This window comes from Teredinibacter franksiae (assembly GCF_014218805.1).
Lineage (GTDB): Bacteria > Pseudomonadota > Gammaproteobacteria > Pseudomonadales > Cellvibrionaceae > Teredinibacter > Teredinibacter franksiae.
Genome location: NZ_JACJUV010000001.1, coordinates 64,431 through 83,835, shown reverse-complemented (window position 1 = coordinate 83,835; position 19,405 = coordinate 64,431). Strand labels below are relative to the sequence as shown.

At 41.0% G+C, this 19,405-nt stretch carries 22 protein-coding genes; all 22 read left to right on the top strand.

Annotated features, from left to right (window positions below; translation table 11 throughout):
• Window positions 1–1,007 precede the first annotated feature (1,007 nt).
• The 22 genes from H5336_RS00250 (at window position 1,008) to H5336_RS00150 (ending at window position 18,992) form a co-directional block, all read left to right on the top strand.
• Window positions 1,008–2,099, top strand: a complete 1,092-nt coding sequence (locus H5336_RS00250; RefSeq protein ID WP_185230347.1) for a hypothetical protein — start codon at window positions 1,008–1,010, stop codon at window positions 2,097–2,099.
• A 119-nt stretch (window positions 2,100–2,218) separates the two neighbouring features.
• A complete protein-coding gene (locus H5336_RS00245; RefSeq protein WP_185230346.1) occupies window positions 2,219–2,713 on the top strand; it encodes an SF0329 family protein in 495 nt (164 codons plus the stop codon).
• A 307-nt stretch (window positions 2,714–3,020) separates the two neighbouring features.
• Complete coding sequence (locus H5336_RS22565) at window positions 3,021–3,302, top strand: hypothetical protein (RefSeq protein WP_221627952.1); 282 nt, start codon at window positions 3,021–3,023, stop codon at window positions 3,300–3,302.
• A gap of 502 nt (window positions 3,303–3,804) precedes the next feature.
• The gene (locus tag H5336_RS00235; RefSeq protein ID WP_185230344.1) at window positions 3,805–4,191 is read left to right on the top strand and encodes a tautomerase family protein; all 387 of its coding nucleotides are present in this window, start codon (window positions 3,805–3,807) and stop codon (window positions 4,189–4,191) included.
• 123 nt (window positions 4,192–4,314) lie between these two features.
• The gene (locus H5336_RS00230; protein ID WP_185230343.1) at window positions 4,315–4,644 is read left to right on the top strand and encodes a hypothetical protein; all 330 of its coding nucleotides are present in this window, start codon (window positions 4,315–4,317) and stop codon (window positions 4,642–4,644) included.
• A 115-nt stretch (window positions 4,645–4,759) separates the two neighbouring features.
• Window positions 4,760–5,170: a hypothetical protein gene (locus tag H5336_RS00225; protein WP_221627951.1), complete on the top strand. Its 411-nt coding sequence runs from the start codon at window positions 4,760–4,762 to the stop codon at window positions 5,168–5,170.
• Window positions 5,171–5,288: 118 nt separating this feature from the next.
• Window positions 5,289–5,672: a DUF5958 family protein gene (locus tag H5336_RS00220; RefSeq protein WP_185230341.1), complete on the top strand. Its 384-nt coding sequence runs from the start codon at window positions 5,289–5,291 to the stop codon at window positions 5,670–5,672.
• Between the two features lie 867 nt (window positions 5,673–6,539).
• Window positions 6,540–6,905, top strand: a complete 366-nt coding sequence (locus H5336_RS00215) for a hypothetical protein (protein ID WP_185230340.1) — start codon at window positions 6,540–6,542, stop codon at window positions 6,903–6,905.
• A 133-nt stretch (window positions 6,906–7,038) separates the two neighbouring features.
• Entirely contained in the window at window positions 7,039–7,455 is a 417-nt protein-coding gene (locus tag H5336_RS00210; protein ID WP_185230339.1) for a hypothetical protein, read from the top strand.
• 113 nt (window positions 7,456–7,568) lie between these two features.
• Window positions 7,569–8,006: a hypothetical protein gene (locus H5336_RS00205; protein ID WP_221627950.1), complete on the top strand. Its 438-nt coding sequence runs from the start codon at window positions 7,569–7,571 to the stop codon at window positions 8,004–8,006.
• A 95-nt stretch (window positions 8,007–8,101) separates the two neighbouring features.
• Entirely contained in the window at window positions 8,102–8,533 is a 432-nt protein-coding gene (locus H5336_RS00200) for a hypothetical protein (RefSeq protein ID WP_185230337.1), read from the top strand.
• A gap of 127 nt (window positions 8,534–8,660) precedes the next feature.
• A complete protein-coding gene (locus H5336_RS00195; protein ID WP_185230336.1) occupies window positions 8,661–9,134 on the top strand; it encodes a hypothetical protein in 474 nt (157 codons plus the stop codon).
• 650 nt (window positions 9,135–9,784) lie between these two features.
• Entirely contained in the window at window positions 9,785–11,299 is a 1,515-nt protein-coding gene (locus tag H5336_RS00190) for an IS1182 family transposase (protein WP_185230335.1), read from the top strand.
• 165 nt (window positions 11,300–11,464) lie between these two features.
• Window positions 11,465–11,986, top strand: coding sequence for a hypothetical protein (locus H5336_RS00185; RefSeq protein ID WP_185230334.1), 522 nt, complete (start codon window positions 11,465–11,467; stop codon window positions 11,984–11,986).
• 123 nt (window positions 11,987–12,109) lie between these two features.
• Complete coding sequence (locus H5336_RS00180) at window positions 12,110–12,625, top strand: hypothetical protein (protein WP_185230333.1); 516 nt, start codon at window positions 12,110–12,112, stop codon at window positions 12,623–12,625.
• 122 nt (window positions 12,626–12,747) lie between these two features.
• Complete coding sequence (locus tag H5336_RS00175; RefSeq protein WP_185230332.1) at window positions 12,748–13,137, top strand: hypothetical protein; 390 nt, start codon at window positions 12,748–12,750, stop codon at window positions 13,135–13,137.
• Window positions 13,138–13,283: 146 nt separating this feature from the next.
• On the top strand, window positions 13,284–14,123 hold the full coding sequence (locus tag H5336_RS00170; protein ID WP_185230331.1) for an alpha/beta hydrolase: 840 nt from the start codon (window positions 13,284–13,286) through the stop codon (window positions 14,121–14,123).
• A gap of 767 nt (window positions 14,124–14,890) precedes the next feature.
• A complete protein-coding gene (locus tag H5336_RS00165; RefSeq protein ID WP_185230330.1) occupies window positions 14,891–15,622 on the top strand; it encodes a DCL family protein in 732 nt (243 codons plus the stop codon).
• Window positions 15,623–16,198: an AAA family ATPase gene (locus tag H5336_RS23270; protein ID WP_221627949.1), complete on the top strand. Its 576-nt coding sequence runs from the start codon at window positions 15,623–15,625 to the stop codon at window positions 16,196–16,198. It begins immediately after the preceding gene.
• Window positions 16,122–17,801 (top strand): AAA family ATPase, encoded by a 1,680-nt coding sequence (locus tag H5336_RS00160; protein WP_221627948.1) that lies wholly within the window; start codon window positions 16,122–16,124, stop codon window positions 17,799–17,801. Before H5336_RS23270 ends, H5336_RS00160 begins: the two co-directional genes overlap by 77 nt.
• The gene (locus tag H5336_RS00155; protein ID WP_185230329.1) at window positions 17,798–18,265 is read left to right on the top strand and encodes a hypothetical protein; all 468 of its coding nucleotides are present in this window, start codon (window positions 17,798–17,800) and stop codon (window positions 18,263–18,265) included. Before H5336_RS00160 ends, H5336_RS00155 begins: the two co-directional genes overlap by 4 nt.
• Window positions 18,266–18,698: 433 nt before the next feature.
• Entirely contained in the window at window positions 18,699–18,992 is a 294-nt protein-coding gene (locus H5336_RS00150) for a DUF1330 domain-containing protein (RefSeq protein WP_185230328.1), read from the top strand.
• The last annotated feature ends 413 nt before the right edge of the window (window positions 18,993–19,405 follow it).

Below are 19,405 nucleotides of genomic sequence, written 5' to 3'. Positions count from 1 at the left end.
ACGGCAGCGGAGTGCCCCACACCTTTTAAAGGGCGAACATAAAGCTGAAAAGAAAAGAATTACTGAAGTACCAATATTCGAATGTCCTTATTCGTGGCGTACCGGAGAACAGAAAAAACCGATCTTATTGCCGTACCATTTCGGTTGAGTGAAATATTATAAGGTTAAAAGTCGTTGCAAAGTAAAGAAAGTAAATTTCGGCACATAAAATAACATGTTAAGTAGATATTGGAAATGTAAGTCGTTCGATGTGCTGTCGTTGATATGCATCATTACCCAGAAGAACAAAACGATATTCTCGTAATGGACGACTTACTGCTCCATGTTGTAATTGCTATTAGGTCGGGTATATCGGTGAAGCGGGAAAATTAACAGCGCCTTTCTTTGTGCCGATTCAGAGACGAGCTGTGTTTGTAAACTGAAAATCGGCAAATACGACCTGTGTCAGTAAACTATTGGGAATAGATGCGGAATGGAGAGGGTTCGATAGATTCTGCCTAAGTGGCCCCTAATGATCGGCGCTTCCCGATGCCACCTGGATATTACTTAAAAAGGGAGATGTGTTAGACGGCGAGCATTTGGATTTTCATGGAAATGCGACCTAACACTATTTGCATTAGGTTTGGCGTGAAAATAACCAATAGTTAATGGGAGCGTAACCTTTAAATAACGGTACTAGTCGAGAACCCTAAAAAAATAGTCGATTTTTTCCTCATATATCTGGGGCTGTTGTAAAAATAGCCTGTTTGTTTAATAAATTCAAAGAGTTACGTGGGTTGAGGGAATTCGGTGATATGAGGCCATTGGGACCATTTGTCCTTTTGGGATTTAGGCGCCACTTGGCGGAAAGCTTGACGTGGCGGGGGTTTCAGCGTAGTTTTCGGGTTTCCAAATAAAAAATATGCGCGCCCCGAAATATGACGCCTGGGGCGCGATATACAAATGTTAGGATTCCATCAAACATGAACCAATAGGCGAGCATGGGAAGAGTAGGAAAAAAATTAAAAATGAAACGATTCAAGCAGGCAATGAAAGATATTGCCAAGAATCGTGGATTTCAGTCAAAGGAAACCATATTGGAAAGTTACGTTGTTCCATTACCAAGGCGGATGACATTAGAATCAACTATTCAATTTGCTAACGACCTTCATAGTCTACCTAAAGCCTTAGAGTATGTTCTAGATTTTCAGCATGTTGGGAGAATAGAGCCATACTCTCTACTTTTCCTGAGTAGTGAAATTCAGCGGTGTAGAGAAAGGTACTCTGAATGTAAATTTTTAGTTATGAATCACCAAAGTAAAACATATGCTGCACATATGGGATTTTTTAAGGCTTTCGGCTGTGACTTTGGTAAAGACCCGGGGGAGGCCTCGGGCAGTGCAAGATACTTGCCGATAAATATATGGAGCGCAGATAGACTAAGAGAAAAAGCTGCAGAGAATTACGAGGCTGTAGGAGAATTTATTGAACGTGAAGCTGAAAAAATGTCCGGAATACTAACACAGTCGGACAGCGGAGATTTATTTGATACGCTAACCTATTCTATCCGTGAAGTTATCCGAAATGTTGTAGAACATAGTGAAGCTTCGCAGTTTGGTTTTTGTGCTCAATATTGGCCATCTTATGGAAAAGTTGAACTTGCATTATTGGATCGTGGAATCGGAGTTCGCGAGGGGTTATCCTCTAACCCGCACCTAAAAATTGAAAGCGATCACGAGGCGCTTAATTGTGCATTGATGCCCGGTATATCAGGTAAAGCGTTTAAGGGAGTGCGAAGGGATAAAAATGACGTATGGGCTAATTCTGGTTTTGGGTTGTATATGACTAGCCGTTTGTGTAGAGAAGGAGGTAGCTTTTTTATAGCAAGTGGAGAGACTGGTTTGTATTTGTCAGAAAACAAGAAGCGCAATCTAAATACGCCATTTAAAGGTACTGCGCTCAGGTTAGTGCTAAATACCGAACGTTTGTCTAGCTTAAGTAGTATGCTTTCTAAATATCGTAAAGATGCTAGTGAATTTAAAAATACATACAGTGAGAAAAATAATATTGCTGCCTCAACTGCTTCAAAAATGTTACGAAGAGATTTTAAAAAATCCTAACAAAAGTGTCATAAGGACATTTTTTACTTCGCTTCGTTTTGGGGTGGCTACGCCACTTTACCCCAAAACTACACTACATAAAAAATGCCTCATACACAGGCGTTAAGTACCCCCATACTATGAAATGGACTAAGTTAAAGAAAAATGTCGAATCGTTCTTTTCTGAGAAGGTAAAAGGAAGAGTTGAGCTTCGAGCCGCAAGCTATAATGGAACTCACGACAATGATGGTCGCGGCTATATTACTGTTGATGGAAAAGAAGTGTGGAATATGTGCACTTTGAGTTATTACTCCAAAGAGCATGAGAAAATTTTAAAGCAACTCGATGCTGGAGCAGAAAATATATGCGATGCTCAAATTAAGGGTATTGCTGAACTAGATAAAGAAGGCACTTATAGCCAGTGGGGCTATTACAATCACCTACAAGATTACTGCTCATATTCAATAGATTTAAGTTTAGTGTCGGATGTGCCGCTTATTAAGTCCCTCGCGATGTTGGACTCTAGAGTTGGTAAGCGAAGACTTAAATCGCTAGATGTTTCCAGTGATCATGAAATGGTCGTATATTTCTTTAATTTACGGTGTCAGCTAGAAAATATTCAGTTCAGTACTTAACAAATAGCTGCACGCGGACCCATTTTGCTACGCTCGTTTTGTGTAGTCGCTGCGCTCCATTTTACACAAAACGCTCTCCGTAAAATGGGCCGGTGAGCTAGGCGTTATGTACCCAAGTTACCCAGAAATATGAGTAAATATAGTGGCTAATCCGAAATTTGAATTCGAAATAGGAAGCAAATTACTGACTATCGAGTGTAGTCATTTTGGTAAAGAAACGGTCAAACTCGATGGTAATCTGATATCCGAATCTAATGCGTTGGTTATTAGAAATAGACATCACATAGAGGTCGACAGTTGCAATTATATGGCTGAGCTACAAGTAAACAATATTTTTACCGGTAAGTTAACCTGCAATTTATATCAATCGGATAAATTGCTATTTTCTCAATTCACTAAGGCTGAGCTTGGTGAAAAAAACAAAGTGATTAGCTTGGTCTTGCTGCTGGTTTTTTGTGCGCTTCTTGGCGGCATAATTCCAAAAATGGGTTCATGGGTATGGTTAAGTCCTGTACTATTTATAATTTGTGTTGTTGTGGCTATGTCTGGTAGAGAGCGGATATACAATGTTCAAACCAAAAATACATAACCAGCGTCTGCTGCCGACATTTTCTCCGTGGCTTCTTTTGTGCTAAGGCACAAAAGAAGCCACGGAGAAAATGCGGCAGAGCCAAACGTTATGAGCGCGGTTCGAAAATAAATAAAACGAGTCATGTGCTTGATTTACGGCACGTTGTAGCGGGTCTCTCGGCGTTAAAGTAAGTCGGTTTTTTGTATCTCACCAGTTTCTTTCCTGGTGCCAAATAGTAGTTTTATAGGTGGTGGTAAATAGCACTTCGCATTTAGCCACCACTTTCATAATATGGGGTTTGTTGGTGGGGTGGTGTGTTCTTTCCTGCTGCCATCGGCAAACTAAATTAAAAACGTGGTTTTGTTGTGGTACTTACTGCCGTCGCATAACCAGTCGGTCACCCTGACGCTGCATACTCCGCCGCTTTTTTGTGCATTCCGCTTCGCTACATTCTTGCACAAAAAGCAGCTCCATATGCAACGCAGGCTACCTTAGCGTTATACGTAAACATGGACTCAGTATGATCGTAGTATATGGAATAAGAGAAAAGCTAAATCCAATTAAAAGTCGGCTGTCTGATATTATTCATGGCTGCATGCAATCGACACTTGGCTTACCAGAAGACAAGCGTGCTCATCGTTTTATCCCCATGTCGAAAGATGATTTTTATTTTCCAGGGGGCCGAAGTGACGCTTACACTGTCATTGAGGTAAATATGATGTCTGGTAGAAAAGTAGAGACCCAAAAGGCTCTAATTAAATCGCTTTTCAAAGAAGTGGAGCGACATCTGTCAATATCTCCAGTTGACTTAGAAATCACAATAAAGGAGCAGGCTCCGCATCAGTGGGGTTTTCGAGGCATTACAGGTGATGAGGCTAATGATCTCAAGTATAAAGTCAACGTATAACCAAGCTAGTAACCTGACACTGCATGCTACGCTTCTTTTTGGTGTGGCTGCGCCACAATACACCAAAAATCCGCTACGCACGCAGTGCAGGTTCTAGCGGCGTTATACGTCAAGGAGGGTTCAGTGCTAAAAAAAATATGCCCTTGGTGTGGCGAGAAAACTACATTAAACCAACTCGGTCGAAGGCCAGTTAAGAAGAAGCCGCAGTGGTATGAGTTTTCTAGAAGTGTGCGGGTTTGTCCATACTGTGCGGGTGCAGTGAAGCCTGGCGGTAAATCGATGTGGTTTATGGTTCTAGCTTTGCCTGCATTTATGTCGTTCATGATAGATTCATTCACGGGTTTTAACGTGCTGAAAGAGTTGGATGCCGAAACCGCTGGCTGGGTACTGTTTTTACTTGGGTGTATTGGTGCATATTATTTTGGAATATTTGAAAAAGTAGAAAACGTATAACCAGGCTATCAAGCAGACCTCCATTCCGGTGTTTGATTTTGTGCTGGCCGCTAACGCTAGCACAAAACAATCACCTCCATTACGGCTGCTTATAGCAGCGTTATGTGAAGTGAACATGGATCAAATATATACCATTGATGAATACTACGATGGACCGGTTTGTGGCGTCGCCGATCTAAATGGTGAGCCTCATTATTATGAGTGTATCTTTGATGAGAGAAACGATGAGTACTCGAAAAATTATCGGCTTTCCCCAATCACCAACGGAACTTTCTTGTTGGCTCAGGAGCAGTGGGCAATTTGGCTTCGCTGGAATGAAGCTTTTGAGAAAGGAGAAGTTGAAGCTAGTACGCATCCAGCATTACCTAAAGATCAAGAACGAAATAGAGAAATTGATAAAATCACAAGTATTGAGAAATCAATCAACGAAAAAGACCATTGTATCAAGCAAGCACAATTTGTTGTCCCCCAAAAACCTGGTTGGGCTTCTTGCTGGTATGTTGAGTGGAAACCTAGCATCACATAACAAAGCTATGCACCGGAAAACAAAAGCTACGCGTTTTTGTGCAACTCGCGCAAGCGCTCAAACATAGCACAAAAACACTCCGCTTTCGTTTCCGGTGATAGCGGCGTTATGACTCAATATGAATGAGCGCGAGATTTCTATAAATAAAATTGCGCAGGGGTTAATTCCCTTGGAGCAAGGTATGGAATGGTTTCAGTCCTCCGACGAAGAAACTCGTACCGAAATAATGAAAACACTAGATTTATGTATATATCAGTCTCATCCGAGTAAAGAAGATATAGAGAAAGGAATTGTAGCGTCTGGTCTAAAAAATACGTATTCGCCATGCGTTCTGATTCGAGTGAAACCGTTTAATGAAGTTCGCCGAAAAGTGTTACGCATGTCGGGTATAGATCAAATTAGGTCTTTCAAACTGTTCGTTAATGTTTTTAGTGTTGCAGATGAAAGGCGTAGAAAAGAACAGTGCGAGAGTGGCTGTACACATGATTGGCATAACCTGTAAAAGTTATAACAAGGCCAGTCAATCTGACCTCCGTAAACTGTCTTCTTTTTTGCAAAAAAACGCAAAAAAGCAGCCAGTTCACTCCGGCAGTTGCTGGCGGCGTTATGAGCGCGGTTCGAAAATGAATTAAATGAGTCATGTGCTTGATTTACGGCACGTTGTAGAGAGTCTCTCGGCGTTAATGTAAGTGGGTTTTTTGTATCTCACCAGTTTCTTTCCTGGTGCCAAATAGTAGTTTTATAGGTGGTGGTAAATAGCACTTCGCATTTATCCACCACTTTCATAATATGGGGTTTGTTGATGGGGTGGTGTGTTCTTTCCTGCTGCCATCGGCAAACTAAATTAAAAACGTGGTTTTGTTGTAGCGCCAACCGCCGCCGCATAACCAGTCGGTCAACCTGACGCTGCATACTCCGCCGTTTTTTGTGCATTCCGCTTCGCTTCATTCTTGCACAAAAACAGCTCCATATGCAGCGCAGGCTACCTCAGCGTTATGAGCGCGGTTCAAAAATAAATAGAACGCGTCATGTGCTTGATTTACGGCACGTTGTAGAGAGTCTCGCGGCGTTAATGTAAGTAGGCGCTTTGTATCTCACCAGTTTCTTTTCTGGTGCCAAATGTAAGTTTTATGGGTGGTGGTAAATAGCACTTCGCATTTAGCCACCACTTTTATAGTATGGGGTTTGTTGGTGGGGTGGTGTGTTCGTTCCTGCTGCCATCGGCAAACTAAATTAAAAACGTGGTTTTGTTGTAGCGCCAACCGCCGCCGCATAACCAGTCGCTCCATAAGACGCCTACTGCGCAGTTCGTTTTACGCATTCCGCTTCGCTACATTTTAGCGTAAAACAAACTACACAGTAGGCGCTTATGAGCTTAGCGTTAGATTTACAAATGAAAAAGTATACAGATTATTTTATTAAGACTACAGGTGGGCAGTTCCTCTGGAGTGAATTCCGAAGAGAGGCTATGGCATCATATTTTTTGTATAGCACTATATATGCCGTGGCCGGTGTAATTCTTGGAGCAGTGTTTGGCCAGGTATTTGCGCTCTTGGTGGTTGGTAGTATTTTTTGCTTTGTTGGTATGATCGGAGTACTTACGTTTGTAAGTGGCAGAGTCCAGAGCGTCATACTTATCGAAAATGCAGATATAAACAAGGCTAAATATGCGCTGTACCTTTGCATTTATACGGGTGCATTTGGCTGCCTTATCGTTTTATGGTCTTTTGTGTGAGTGTGCAAAAATCTAACAATTTGCTCCATTTGACGCAGCGGTCTACGTTCCTTTTTGTGCATTCGCTGGCGCTCATTGTTGCACAAAAATCCACTACAACCGCTGCGCGAATGAGCAAGGCGTTAGGCATTAAATGAGCATCATGAAATTTAGCTGGGCTGAGCTTATAAATGAAATAGCTAGGATGCATATTTCAGGCCTAGGCGAGTCTGAAATTTCATCTAAGCTTGCCGAAGCTTCTCTGAGTGGGTGCGGGGAAATTGAGCGTGTAGAAATTGACTCCACAATTGCATCACCATTTATTCAGCTGAATATGCCGCGGATTGAAGTGTCACATCATGACAAAGTCATAACTGGGAATTTTCTAGCATTGAATTTTTCTGCAGTAAACGTCGACGATCTGGATGGTTTAGAAAAAGGTACTTCTATCAGCTTTAGTACACGTATAATTAAATCAAATGGTCCGTTTCCCGGTGTCGGTATTTCGGAGTTTGATGATGAAAGGGAAATATTAATAATGTTGGGCACTAAGGAATCCGAACTTGCCTAACAAAGCCAGCAAATCTGACTTCCGTGAGCTGTCTTCTTTTTTGCAAAAACACGCAAAAAAGCAGCCATCTCACTCCAGCAGTTTCTGGCGACGTTATGCACAAAGTTGAGATTATGAAATTACTTAAAGTAAGCATGTTAGTCGCGATATTTATTTTGTCGGGTTGTGCCGGATTTCCTCTTTCCAATCCTACAGAAAATGACCTTAACGGAAGCTGGGTATCCGTAGGCTTGGCTCCGTACGCTATTTTGGAATATAGAATTGGTGGGAAATCTATTCTCGCTATGGGTGGTGCTGAAGGCGAAGTAGATATTGCCACCGTAGACCAGTTCTCACCATTAGAAAATGAATTTATAGTTCTGGTTACATCAGTGACTGATAAAGGGGATGTTACAGAATTTGTCGGTAGTTTTTGGGGCGGTCAGTTGGCTCTTAGGGAAAAGGATGTGGAAGAGATTACGATGTGGTTTAGCCGGGCTGAAATTACTGAGAAAGCAAAGCGTCGAGTAGAAGATTCAGTTAAAAGCTTCCTTGAAAATACTAATGAGTAAATGCATAACAAGTGTAGCCACCTGACAAAAATTGCTACGCGCCTTTTTGTGTTTTCGCTACGCTCAATTTTACACAAAAAGGCACTCCGCAATTTATGCAGGTGCTACAGGCGTTATGTTTAATCGTCAGTTCAATTGGTAGATTGATGTATAGCGAGATTTTAAGTGGATTATTAGGTGTTCTAATTGGAGGGCTTATTGGCCATCGCCTTTCTTTAGGTCGTGATATGAGGCGTGAGTATAACGACGTAGTTCAGCCAGTGCGCTTATCCATTCTCAAAGCACTAGACGATATTGATAAAGGGCATGCATGGAAAGCCTTCACCGAAAACGACATTGATAAAATTAGAAATATTTTAGATGAAAATAAGCGGTTAACCTTAGATAGTTTGGTAAAAAAATATTGGGAAGCTTATAAGCAAGCCCATAATTCTGATGGATGTAGTGGGCAAATAATCATTAAAGAAAATATTGACCCCGTTATTACTGTGGCAAAGGAAATTCGTGAATTCATCAAGCCCAAATAAACATAACAAGCCGCTCAACCATCAGCAGCTAAAGCTGCTTGGACCTCCGCTGCGTTGCTCGTTTTGCGGTTTCACGCTACGCTACCGCAAAACCATCAACACAGCTCCGGCCGGTTAGCGGAGCGTTATGCGTAAATCCAATGCAGTACCTCAGGTAAAAGGAGTTGATTATCCGGTGGTTAATTATTTTATAGCTATAGTACTTTTTCTGTTTTCTGGTGCGGTACTGGCTGTAGATGGCAACAGTTGGGGTAGTATGAGTAAGAGTGAAAAACTCTACTATCTAGCTGGTCTTAGGGATAGTTATACTGGTTACTATCTAGAAGTAGTTAATGCAGCATGTGATAGTGTAGATGCCAAGACGAGTTCTTGTGCCAAAAAGGCTATGGATCAATATTTTGAAAGTGACTACCTATCAAGTACGAATCTTCTGTTGTTGGTAGATTTGCTGGATCACATGTACGCCAATCCTTTTAATCGAGCTATCGATGTAACTTCTCTTAGTGAGCTAGCGGTTAAAAAGAGCAAGGGTATCGATATAGAGAAGGAGTTAGTGAGCGCTCGGGAAATAGCAGCGATCAGTGCAAAGTATAAAAAGTAGCTAATAAAGTGTGTCGAAAACGCATAACCAACTCAGCAAGCGGGACCTCCGTTACGGCGCTCGTTTTTGTGTTGGTCGCTACGCTTACACAAAAACAATCGCCTCCACTGCGGCCCCTTCTGCAGGGCGTTATGCGCCACCCGTAAATATTGCGAAAAGTTAGGTGGTTTCTATTTGAGCATTGTGCCGACTCAATTGGAGTTCTTTCTTAATGTGTAAGTTGTAGCCGTAGGCAACAACTAAGCGCTTCGTAGAAAACGAGTGCGAGTTATTCACCAAACCAAATTGTAAACAGCACAAATTGGTTTGGCTTAAAGCTGTAGGTGAGTCTAGTTTATTGGTGTTCGTTCCTTTCAAGTGCCTTTTGTGTAAATCATATTGGCAAGAACGAATGTAGAGTTAAGGCGCAGTTGTTTATGCGTTCAATATAGGTAAAGTGCCAAGCACATAACCAGTGGGTCAACCTGATGCCGCATGCTACGCTCCTTTTTGGGCTGCTGCGCAGCTTACCCCAAAAAGGTGCTCCACACGCGGCACAGGTTACCCAAGCGTTGAAGCTGTCGAATTACTCCAAAAAACGCAATATTTCGGCTGAATTGACTACTTTCTTCTAGTAAAATGAACCTACTATCCATTTACTGGAAATGCAGATGGGCAATAACTTCAAAGAAAGTGATTCGAGTCAAGGTCGATTTATTTCTGTTATCCCGGATGAGCAAATAACGGAGGGCAGCTTTGATGAAACGGTTCAGCTTTTAATCGATAAAGTTGCTGATTTAAGCTCGTTCGAAGCGAGTTACAATAATTCTCAGGGTGGAGCCTCAGCTTACCCGCCATCAATGTTGTTAAAAATTATACTGGCCGCTTATTCTCGCGGCATTACCAGTAGCCGAAAAATAGAAAACCTTTGTAAGTTCAACACCGTTTTTATGTGCTTGTCTGGATTTCTTACTCCGGATCACTCGACAATAGCGGCATTCGTATCTAAGCAGCATAAGCAAATCGAAGATCTATTTGTTCAAATCGTCGTTGAATGCGATTACTTGGGCTTGATAGGCGGCAATTGTTTTTCAATAGATGGCACTAAATTGTCATCTAATGCCAGTAAAGACAATTCGGGCACAATTTCTGACTTCGAGAAGAAGTACGAGAAAATAAAGAATGGTGTTAATTATCTGATAAGACAGCACCGCGAAGAAGACAAAGCCGGTAAGGTGGACCCTGATCGTCGAGAGCGAGAAAAGAAGAAAATCAAGAAATTGCGAAAACTCGCTAAGGACCTCGAATCTCCGCTTAGTGACATGACGGACAAAATTGGCCGTACAGGTAAGCCCAAAAAGACCAACCTTACGGACCCGGACAGCAGTACGTTAAAATCTGGAGGTGGTGGTGCCGAGCAAGGGTATATGGCCGTTGCTGTTGTAGATGATAAACACCAGGTGATTTCTGGTGCGGGAATAGCGCATGACACAGAGCAAAAATGCTTCATTCCAATGCTTGAACAGGTCGAGAAAAACTTAGGGGTAAGCCTTGAGGGTCGAAAGGTTCTTGGAGATGCAGGGTTTAATACCATTGAAAACGTTGACTACTGTTTTGAGCATGAAATTGATGCATATTTAGCGGACGGGGGTATGCGAACCAGAAACCCGCTCTATAAAGACAGGGATCGTAAGAAACCAGAATGGCGAAGACGAAAATATTTTAAGGTTAGTGACTTTCACTACGATGAGGAAAGCAATACTTGTAAATGTCCGGCAGGAAACAGTATGCGGTTAGCGATGGATGATTACATCCTTCATGGCGAGCACTATCGAAAGTTTGTGGGTCTACTAAATGATTGTCGGACCTGTGCGTTTCAGAGACAGTGTATGAAAAGCGCACCCAGACTACAGGGGCGACAAGTATCGATTAAAAAGGACGTGGAATCGAATCCTCAGAGACCTTATGATTTGATGAAAGAAAAGATAGATTCACCGGAGGGGCGTGACATATACGGCGGTAGAATGGGTACTGTAGAGCCGGTGTTTGGCAACCTTAAGCATAACATTGGATTAAAGTGGCTGAGCCTGCGAGGCCTAGAGAAGGTCACCGGTCAATGGTTGCTATTCACAATGGTACATAATATGGTAAAGATACAAAAATACGGCGAATATGAGCCCCTGTAGGGGTTTTGCGTCTTTTATATTTAATGTTAGGGCATTGGTTTTCCATTTTTGATAAATAAATGTGCTTTGATAAATTAGAATAAAACACGAAAGGTTAGTTGTATTTATTCGGTTGGATAAATGAGTAATTCGACAGCCTCGTTACATGTCTATTGAGGTTATGAAATGAGAAGCCAATTGTTGATTTTCAGTTTTTTTGTGTTTTTATCTTCGAGCTCTTTTTGTGATGGGGTACAGGATAAATATATAGGAGCATGGCAACCCTCTTATGCTTTTAACGGAAAAATACCTTGGTTTAATGGCGTTATGCTTATCCAGCAAGATTTTGTTATTTTTGAAACTGAAGGGAAGGAGTTGGAAAAGTGGAGAGTCTATTCTGCTAGACAAAAAACAACGTTCTCGAATGGGGTTCAGAGCGAGTTATATGGTCTGCAAGTAAAAAAGGATCAAGATCATCGATTGTTTGTATTTGAAATAAATCAACGTTATGGATGTAAGCCTAAGTCAATCCTCAAAAAGGACGAAAGTTGCTCTCAGCGGGATAGTCACGAACGCTTTCTACTTAGAGTCTGTAAGAACCACGAAAATTCAATGGAAGCGGTGGCTAACTGTAGGGTTAGAGAGAGATACTATGCGTTTGATGAAAAGTCGTTGGGTAAACTTAGAGATATGAGCGAGAACATGTAACAATTTGCTCAATTTGACGTAGCGGTCTACGCGCTTTTTTGTGCATTCGCTACGCTCATTGTTGCACAAAAATCTGCTCCAACCGCTACGCAAATTAGCAAGGCGTTATAAGCATTCGAAACGATGAGATATTTATTCTTAATCATTGGTTTAATAGCTGCGTCCTCTTGGGGAGATGAAGCACTTTCATGTGACTATTCTCATGAGGGGTATGTTTCTATTTTCGGAGATGATGACGTAACCCTTCGGGCTTCTGTAAAAGGTAGAAAATGCTACGAGGCGGCTCTGGAAATCAAGATTATGGATAAAGAGCGTGTCCTATACAGTTATAGCGCTCCCTTTAAGCCTCATGTTGCAACCCATTGGAAAGATGTCGAGTTACGCGATGTTCAAAAGTATGTGGATAGTTTATTTGATGAGTATAGGTTTTCTTCGTGTGCGGAGTTGTTGCCACAGAAACTAAGCCCATTAGATGGCTGGAATTACAATAAATTGCTAGTGACTGAAGTTGAATATAGCAAGTATAAAGCAATGCATTGCAAGTCATATACCCATCAAACTCACTACGAGTCGCATCGTGTAATTGTTTTCCCTATACCCAAAAAATTAGGTGTTCCAGTTAGTGAGTATGGCTTATAACAAACAGCTCAAACCGACCTTCACTGCGTTGCTCATTTTGTGCTTTTCAGCTACGCTGGCACAAAACAATCAACTTCGTTCCGGCGGCTTAGCTGGGCGTTAGAAGCCCCATGGAATTAGCTATGAAATATATAGCAGTGGTATTGTTAGTTTGCATGTTTAAGCAGGTTTTTGCTAATGAGTGCTCAGATATTGCAGCGAAAACGCCCGAGGTGGTTTCTGATCCTATAGCAGATGCTATAAACAGCTTTGACGGCGGAGATAGATCTTTTTATATCCGCTGGGGGTTTCGGGTTAACGTAGTTGGTCTTAATGTAGATCACGATTGTGTTTTAAAACAGCATGGTGAAAAGATTACATCACCATATGGCGAGTTAATGCACTATATCCAAGGTGATGCAATTTTGTGTGAACAGCAAATAAAGCTTCGTGAGTCTGCTCTTAAATACCTTGCTGCATATAATCAGCAAATGGCAGCAAAGCTAGCTGCAATTGGAGGGGAATGCTTCTAACAAACTCAGCCAGTCGGACTTCCGTTCCGGAGTTCGTTTTTTGCGGTAAAACGCTAACGCTACCACAAAAACAAACTCCTGCACTCCAGCCGCTGCTGCAGGGCGTTAGCTGAATAGTGAACTCATGAGTTTTTAAGGATAAGAATATGTATTTGAAATTCTCCCTAGCATTAATGCTAGCGCTGGCGTCGGTGGTCGCGCTATCAAAACCATATACCATGGATAATACCGATTCGGTGGTTCTCGAAGATAAGAAGACTAATCGAAAATATGAAGTATTCATTAGAGTTCCTGAAAGATATGATCAAGCCAAGAAATATCCGGTTGTCTATCTTACAGACGCATGGAATAGATTTCCGATAGTTGCAGCGGCGGTACAAATACCGATACTTACAGGGTCGATGGAAGGCGTCATTGTAGTCGGCATATCCAAAGATGTGAACGAAGATCGTGATGATGCCAGGGTTCGAGACTTTACTCCTACGAGTCCAACGGATTGGAAGAAAAAGTCTGGAGAGGCGGATACATACCATAGCTTTGTTTCTGGCGTGCTATTTGACTATATAGACCGGTCATACAGTACCGATCCGAAAAATAGAACTTATGTTGGTGGTTCTCTAGGTGGCCTCTGGGGTGCGTATGTACTATTCAAGTACCCAGAAACATTTAATAATTACATTTTGGCAAGCCCAGCCTTGTGGTTCGATAACTATTATATATTCGGTCTGGAAAAACAATTTTTAGAAAAAGCAAAAAATTCTAGTATCAATGTGTACTTGTCAGTTGGGGAGCTTGAGGTAATTAAAAGCAAAGATTTTAATGTCAATATGGTAAAAGATGCTGAAAGGCTTTATGACGTTCTCAACAATAAAAAAATTGGCGGACTTAGAGTAAAAAATGTAGTGGTTGATTCCGCAAATCATGATGTATCCTTTCCTACATCGTCAATTATGGGGCTTTTTTGGCTGTTCAGTGGTGACAGCTAACAAGGCCATCAATTTGACAGTTTTTCCGTTACGCCTTTTGTGCTTAAAAATGGCACAAAAGTCTCCGCTCCAAAACTGCAAATTATGGCAGCGTTATGTATGAATTCCTCGAGAAGTTGAGTGAAACATGAAAATTATTACACCGAAATGGCGTTTTGATGGTTAGTGCTCATAATCGATGGAAAACCGTACTCCTAGATATGGCTGCTATACTTGTAGGCTTTACTTCGTTTTCTGTATTGGCACCTTCCGTTTTAGCTGATGAGTATTATTTTGGTGTTGTTTGGATTAACTGGGTTTTCATTTATGCTTTAATAATCGCTATTCCGGTTTTAGTGGTAGTTCAGTGGAAGAGCAAAGAGGTCAAGAAAGTCGGTTGGGCAGTTCTTATATTTTTTTTGTTCTTTCGATAACAAGGTGAAAAATACCTGAGTTATCAAGTGAAGTGCAACAAAATTGATTACGCAATTATGGAGTCCGTAGCAGGGGGTCGCCGTCGAGTTTTCCCCGTTTGTTCTTCGTGGTAAAAATTAAATTGTAGTGAGAGTGTAGGGCGGTTTTCTATCGCCGGTTGTTGGCAAAGGTTCGCAACGTAGTGTCGCTGTACAAAGTGGTTCGTCACATAACCAGTTGGTCAAGCAGACCCCCAAAAGCTACTCTTCGTTGTTTGCAATTGGCTGCGCCAATGTTATCGCAAACACTCCGTTCCCGCTTTGGGGGCGGCTTACCAAAGCGTTATGTGATTAAGCACCAACGGAGAATTGAGTATGGCTAGAGAGCCGATAATTGTTGGACCCAAAGAGTTCAAATTTCAAAAGGATGCTCTTGCCTTCTTTAAAGATATGCTCAACTCCAATCGTGCAAATAAAACTATTGAAGGCGAAGAGCATGACCTTTTGCTAGCGGTTCTTGAAAGACATCCAGATGCATCACAAAAAATAGGTGTCGGTGTTGAAAGGTTTTATAAGGCCCCTACAGAAATGGGAACTAGTTGCTTTTGGATAGAAAGAACTGATGGTAGTAAAACTGATTTTTCCTACATCACAGCAGTAAAAGCTAAAGGAAAATCACTTTATCAAGAATTTGCTGAAGCATGTCGTAATACTGTAAGAGCTGACCTTATTAAAACTAAAGAAGTATTCTTCAACGAACATTCTGATGAAGAAGGAAAAGTTGAATGTGAAGTTTCTGGTGAAAAGATAGCCATCTATGAAAGTCACTTAGATCACAAAAAGCCTCTAACGTTTCAAGTTCTAGTCAATACATTCATTGCAGCAAACAACATAACAATTACCAAAGAGATGCTTAGTTCGTCCCAAGATGAGCAGTTTGAAACAGAATTCCTTGACCAAACAATAAAAGAGAACTTCAAGAGCTACCATCATGAAATGGCTCAACTTAGGATTATCAATCCAAAAGCAAATTTAAGTTTGGGCAGCTCAGAGAGAATCACCAAACGTAAACGGCCTGTCGAAATAGTGCCTATGGAGATGACGTAGATGATATCCAAGCTTCAAATGGATGGCGTCGCTAGTTACAAAAGTGCGGCAACTATTGAGACGGACAAAAAAATAAATCTTGTGTATGGATTAAATGGCACAGGAAAAAGCACAATATCAAACTACTTATACGATAGAGGCGGAAGTGAATTTGATAAATGCTCGGTTGATGTAGGGGCTGACGAAGATATCCTCGTGTACAACCAGAGATTTATTAAAGACCACTTCTATGAAGCAGATAGCCTAAAGGGGATTTTCAGCCTTTCAAAAGAAAACAAAGAGGTGGAGGAGAAGATTAAAGCAGCTGAAGCAGAGTTAGACGGCTTGCTTATTACTGAAGAGTCTGAGAAAAATGCTATACGTAAGGAAGAACAGCGCATAGGCGATTTAAAAAATGGATCATGTGAAACCACATGGGAAATAAGAAAGAAGTACACCGGTGGAGATAGGGTTCTAGAGTTTTGCTTAGAAAATTTGAAAGGAAAAAAGGAAACTCTATTTGATTATTTGGCTGACATACCAAAGTCAGAAAACAAACCAAGCAAAAGCATCGAAAAAATTAAAAAAAGATGTTGAGGCAATACAGGGCGACTCTGCACAACCATATACATCACTTCCAACAGTGGAGTTTGATGGTGAAGGTATTGAAACTCATAAGGTCTATAGCGAAATTGTAGTAGGCAGTTCAGACAGCCCAGTTTCTTCGCTCATAGAAAAACTCAACAACTCTGATTGGGTTAGGCAAGGGCTGAACTATATAAGTAAAGTTGACGCCGGAGAAACATCAGAATGTCCGTTTTGCCAAGAAAAAACTATAACTAGCGATATTTCATTGGAAATATCGAACTACTTTGACGAATCTTTTAATGATTCCATTTCTCTGATTTCAAATCATCTTTCGATATATGAAAATTCTGCCAGCAACCTACTGGCTCTTGATGTATACAAGGGCAATCCTTTTGCGAAGGATCGATCGTCAGAGCTAACACAAAAGCACAGAGCTTTAGAAAAGAGCCTGTCTAGAAACTTAGAGACTATTAAAAAGAAAGTTTCCACACCAAGTCTAGCGCTATCTTTAACTAATACTGTAATTGATCTACAGAACTTTAATGATTTAATCTCAGAAATTAATTCTGATATTTCTGCTCATAATATTCGACTTGGTAACGTTGCAACAGAGATAGCAAAATTAAAGAGTGAATTTTGGGATGTAATGAGATGGGGTTATGATCAAACCATATCTCCCTGGCTAAAAGAAAAGGAAGAATCTGACGACACTCTTTTAGAGGCCAAAGTCAGAAAAGAAAAGATTGAAATAGATATCAAAGAAAAACGGAATAATATTTCTGCGCTTCAAAAATCAACGGTAAATATTGATGCTGCAATTATTAGTATAAATAATGGATTGGTGAATCTTGGAATTACAGATTTCTCTATAAAGAAACATCACGACCATTTATATAAAATAGTACGAACGGAAACAGAGGCTGCAGAATTTCTTTCTCTTAGTGAGGGGGAAAAGATGATTATCAGCTTTCTTTATTTTTGCGAGCTTTGTAGGGGTAAACGATCCGCGACAGAAACCATGAAAAAGAGAATCGCCATTATTGACGACCCAATATCAAGCCTTTCTCACATTTTTGTGTTTAATATTGGACAGATGCTAAAAGCTGAATTCTTTCGATCAGATAACTTTGAGAAGATTTTTGTGCTAACTCATAGTTTGTATTTTTTCTACGAATTAACAGATACGAATCACGAGAGAAGAAAGAAAACACAGAATTTATTCCGTCTTTCAAAAAACGATCAGGGAAGTAGCATTTCGAGTATGAGGTACGAAGAAATTCAAAATGATTATCACTCTTACTGGCTTATTGTAACTGACTCAAGTCAGCCGCCAGCATTAATCGCAAACTGCATGCGGAATATTATTGAATATTTTTTTAATTTCGTTCAAAAGGCTGACTTTAGTAACGTGATTCAAATGCCAGAACTTCAAGATAATAGGCATCAAGCGTTCTGCCGATATATAAATCGAGAGTCTCATTCTCTTGGGCAAAATATATTTGATTACAAAGAGTTCAACTATGATGACTTCCGAGATGGTCTAAGATTGGTATTTGAGGCTTCAGGCTATCCTGAGCACTATAAAAAAATGACACAGGTACTTGCAGTGTGAGTAAACCAGCACATAACAAGGCTATGCACCGGAAAACAAAAGCTACGCGTTTTTGTGTTACTCGCGCAAGCGCTCAAACAATAACACAAAAACACTCCGCTGTCGTTTCAGGTGATAGCGGCGTTATGAGCCCAACCAATTTAAGTTGTCAGAAAATAAGGAAAGTAGAAGTGATAAATATTGATTTAGGGATCATGGGGATAGCTGTTGGTATCTGTTTGACGTTCGGGGGAATGTTGCTTTCAAACAAAATGACAGGATTTGGTGCATCGCCGCAAGGCCTGGCGGGTGTATCTTTCGGTTCTATAATTTTGGGGATGATACCTTCATATGGAATGTTGATCTCATTGGTGGGTACGTTTGTAATGCTCAGAGTATTATCCAAAGATGGTGTAATATTAATGATGATTGTATCTTGGGTAATGATGTTCCTTATTCTTGCTACAATTGCAAAAATACTGTAATAATCTCAGTAAGCAGGGCCTACGCTCCGGTGTTATTTTTGGCGGTGAACGCTACGTTACCGTAAATAGAATACCTCCACTCCGGCCGCTAAAGAGGGCTTCGTAGCTATAAGGCACGAAGTTATCACGCCACACTAAATTGCAAATGGCGCAACATAGCGTGGCTAGAACTGCATTAATCGTTACTTTTAGTGGTTTTTGTTCTTTAATTAGTCGGCATCAAAGCAAAAACGCTGTAAATAGTAATACTAGGTTGCTGATTTTTTTGTGGCGGTCAACGTGGTAGAGCCTGTGCCACGCATGCTAACCATGCGGTCAACCTTACGCTGCATACCCCGCTGTTTTTTGTGCATTACGCTTCGCTTCATTTTTGCATAAAAAGCAGCTCCATATGCATCGCACGTTACCTTAACGTTAGAGCAGGAAATAAATAATGCGCGGATATATAGTTGTAGATGTAAATATTAAGGACATGGAAGGGTTCATTGAATATGCTTCACGTATTCCTGAGCTTATTGATAAACATGGAGGAAGGTATGTCGTAAAAGGCGCAGAGCCTGTTGTAATACGAGAAAGTAGCGATGTCCCGAAATTTCTAGTGGTTATCGAGTTCCCTTCAGTTGAAGCAGCTGATAACTTCATTGATGAGCGTTCAAAATCAGATCTCATCGAATTATTTAATCGCTCTACTGTGGGCCGCATACTTAGAGTTGAGGGTTGCATTTAGTTTGCTTCAAATTTTAAAAGTATTTATAAGCTCTTTTAAAGCTAGGCGATTAACTTCGGGGTGTACAAAAGCGAGTTAGGTTGCCAGCTGGTACTACGCGATTTTAGTGTTAGTCGCTATCGTTCAAACAATAACACAAAAACAGCTCCATACCAGCTGTGGCTGAAGCGGGCGTTATGCATCATTATGAAATTTGGACGTTATGTAATTACAACGGTTTCGGGAGTGATCACAGGGTCGATTGGGCTTTGGATATTTTCTTTTCCTAGATCAATGGGTGAGGTTGGTATATTGGCCTGGCTTACAGCGCCGTATATCTATATCGCTTTCTTGATAGCAATCACAAGTAATAGGACTACTTTATTTATAGAGGATACGATTTGCGTGGTATTTTGCGCTCTAGGTGCTTGGTT

Excerpts from the sequence above, each read along its gene's own strand:
- H5336_RS00250 (WP_185230347.1), top strand. The coding sequence starts at position 1,008 with ATGAAACGATTCAAGCAGGCAATGAAAGATATTGCCAAGAATCGTGGA.
- H5336_RS00245 (WP_185230346.1), top strand. The coding sequence starts at position 2,219 with ATGAAATGGACTAAGTTAAAGAAAAATGTCGAATCGTTCTTTTCTGAG.
- H5336_RS22565 (WP_221627952.1), top strand. The coding sequence starts at position 3,021 with ATGGCTGAGCTACAAGTAAACAATATTTTTACCGGTAAGTTAACCTGC.
- H5336_RS00235 (WP_185230344.1), top strand. The coding sequence starts at position 3,805 with ATGATCGTAGTATATGGAATAAGAGAAAAGCTAAATCCAATTAAAAGT.
- H5336_RS00225 (WP_221627951.1), top strand. The coding sequence starts at position 4,760 with ATGGATCAAATATATACCATTGATGAATACTACGATGGACCGGTTTGT.
- H5336_RS00220 (WP_185230341.1), top strand. The coding sequence starts at position 5,289 with ATGAATGAGCGCGAGATTTCTATAAATAAAATTGCGCAGGGGTTAATT.
- H5336_RS00215 (WP_185230340.1), top strand. The coding sequence starts at position 6,540 with ATGAGCTTAGCGTTAGATTTACAAATGAAAAAGTATACAGATTATTTT.
- H5336_RS00210 (WP_185230339.1), top strand. The coding sequence starts at position 7,039 with ATGAGCATCATGAAATTTAGCTGGGCTGAGCTTATAAATGAAATAGCT.
- H5336_RS00205 (WP_221627950.1), top strand. The coding sequence starts at position 7,569 with ATGAAATTACTTAAAGTAAGCATGTTAGTCGCGATATTTATTTTGTCG.
- H5336_RS00200 (WP_185230337.1), top strand. The coding sequence starts at position 8,102 with ATGCAGGTGCTACAGGCGTTATGTTTAATCGTCAGTTCAATTGGTAGA.
- H5336_RS00195 (WP_185230336.1), top strand. The coding sequence starts at position 8,661 with ATGCGTAAATCCAATGCAGTACCTCAGGTAAAAGGAGTTGATTATCCG.
- H5336_RS00190 (WP_185230335.1), top strand. The coding sequence starts at position 9,785 with ATGGGCAATAACTTCAAAGAAAGTGATTCGAGTCAAGGTCGATTTATT.
- H5336_RS00185 (WP_185230334.1), top strand. The coding sequence starts at position 11,465 with ATGAGAAGCCAATTGTTGATTTTCAGTTTTTTTGTGTTTTTATCTTCG.
- H5336_RS00180 (WP_185230333.1), top strand. The coding sequence starts at position 12,110 with ATGAGATATTTATTCTTAATCATTGGTTTAATAGCTGCGTCCTCTTGG.
- H5336_RS00175 (WP_185230332.1), top strand. The coding sequence starts at position 12,748 with ATGAAATATATAGCAGTGGTATTGTTAGTTTGCATGTTTAAGCAGGTT.
- H5336_RS00170 (WP_185230331.1), top strand. The coding sequence starts at position 13,284 with ATGTATTTGAAATTCTCCCTAGCATTAATGCTAGCGCTGGCGTCGGTG.
- H5336_RS00165 (WP_185230330.1), top strand. The coding sequence starts at position 14,891 with ATGGCTAGAGAGCCGATAATTGTTGGACCCAAAGAGTTCAAATTTCAA.
- H5336_RS23270 (WP_221627949.1), top strand. The coding sequence starts at position 15,623 with ATGATATCCAAGCTTCAAATGGATGGCGTCGCTAGTTACAAAAGTGCG.
- H5336_RS00150 (WP_185230328.1), top strand. The coding sequence starts at position 18,699 with ATGCGCGGATATATAGTTGTAGATGTAAATATTAAGGACATGGAAGGG.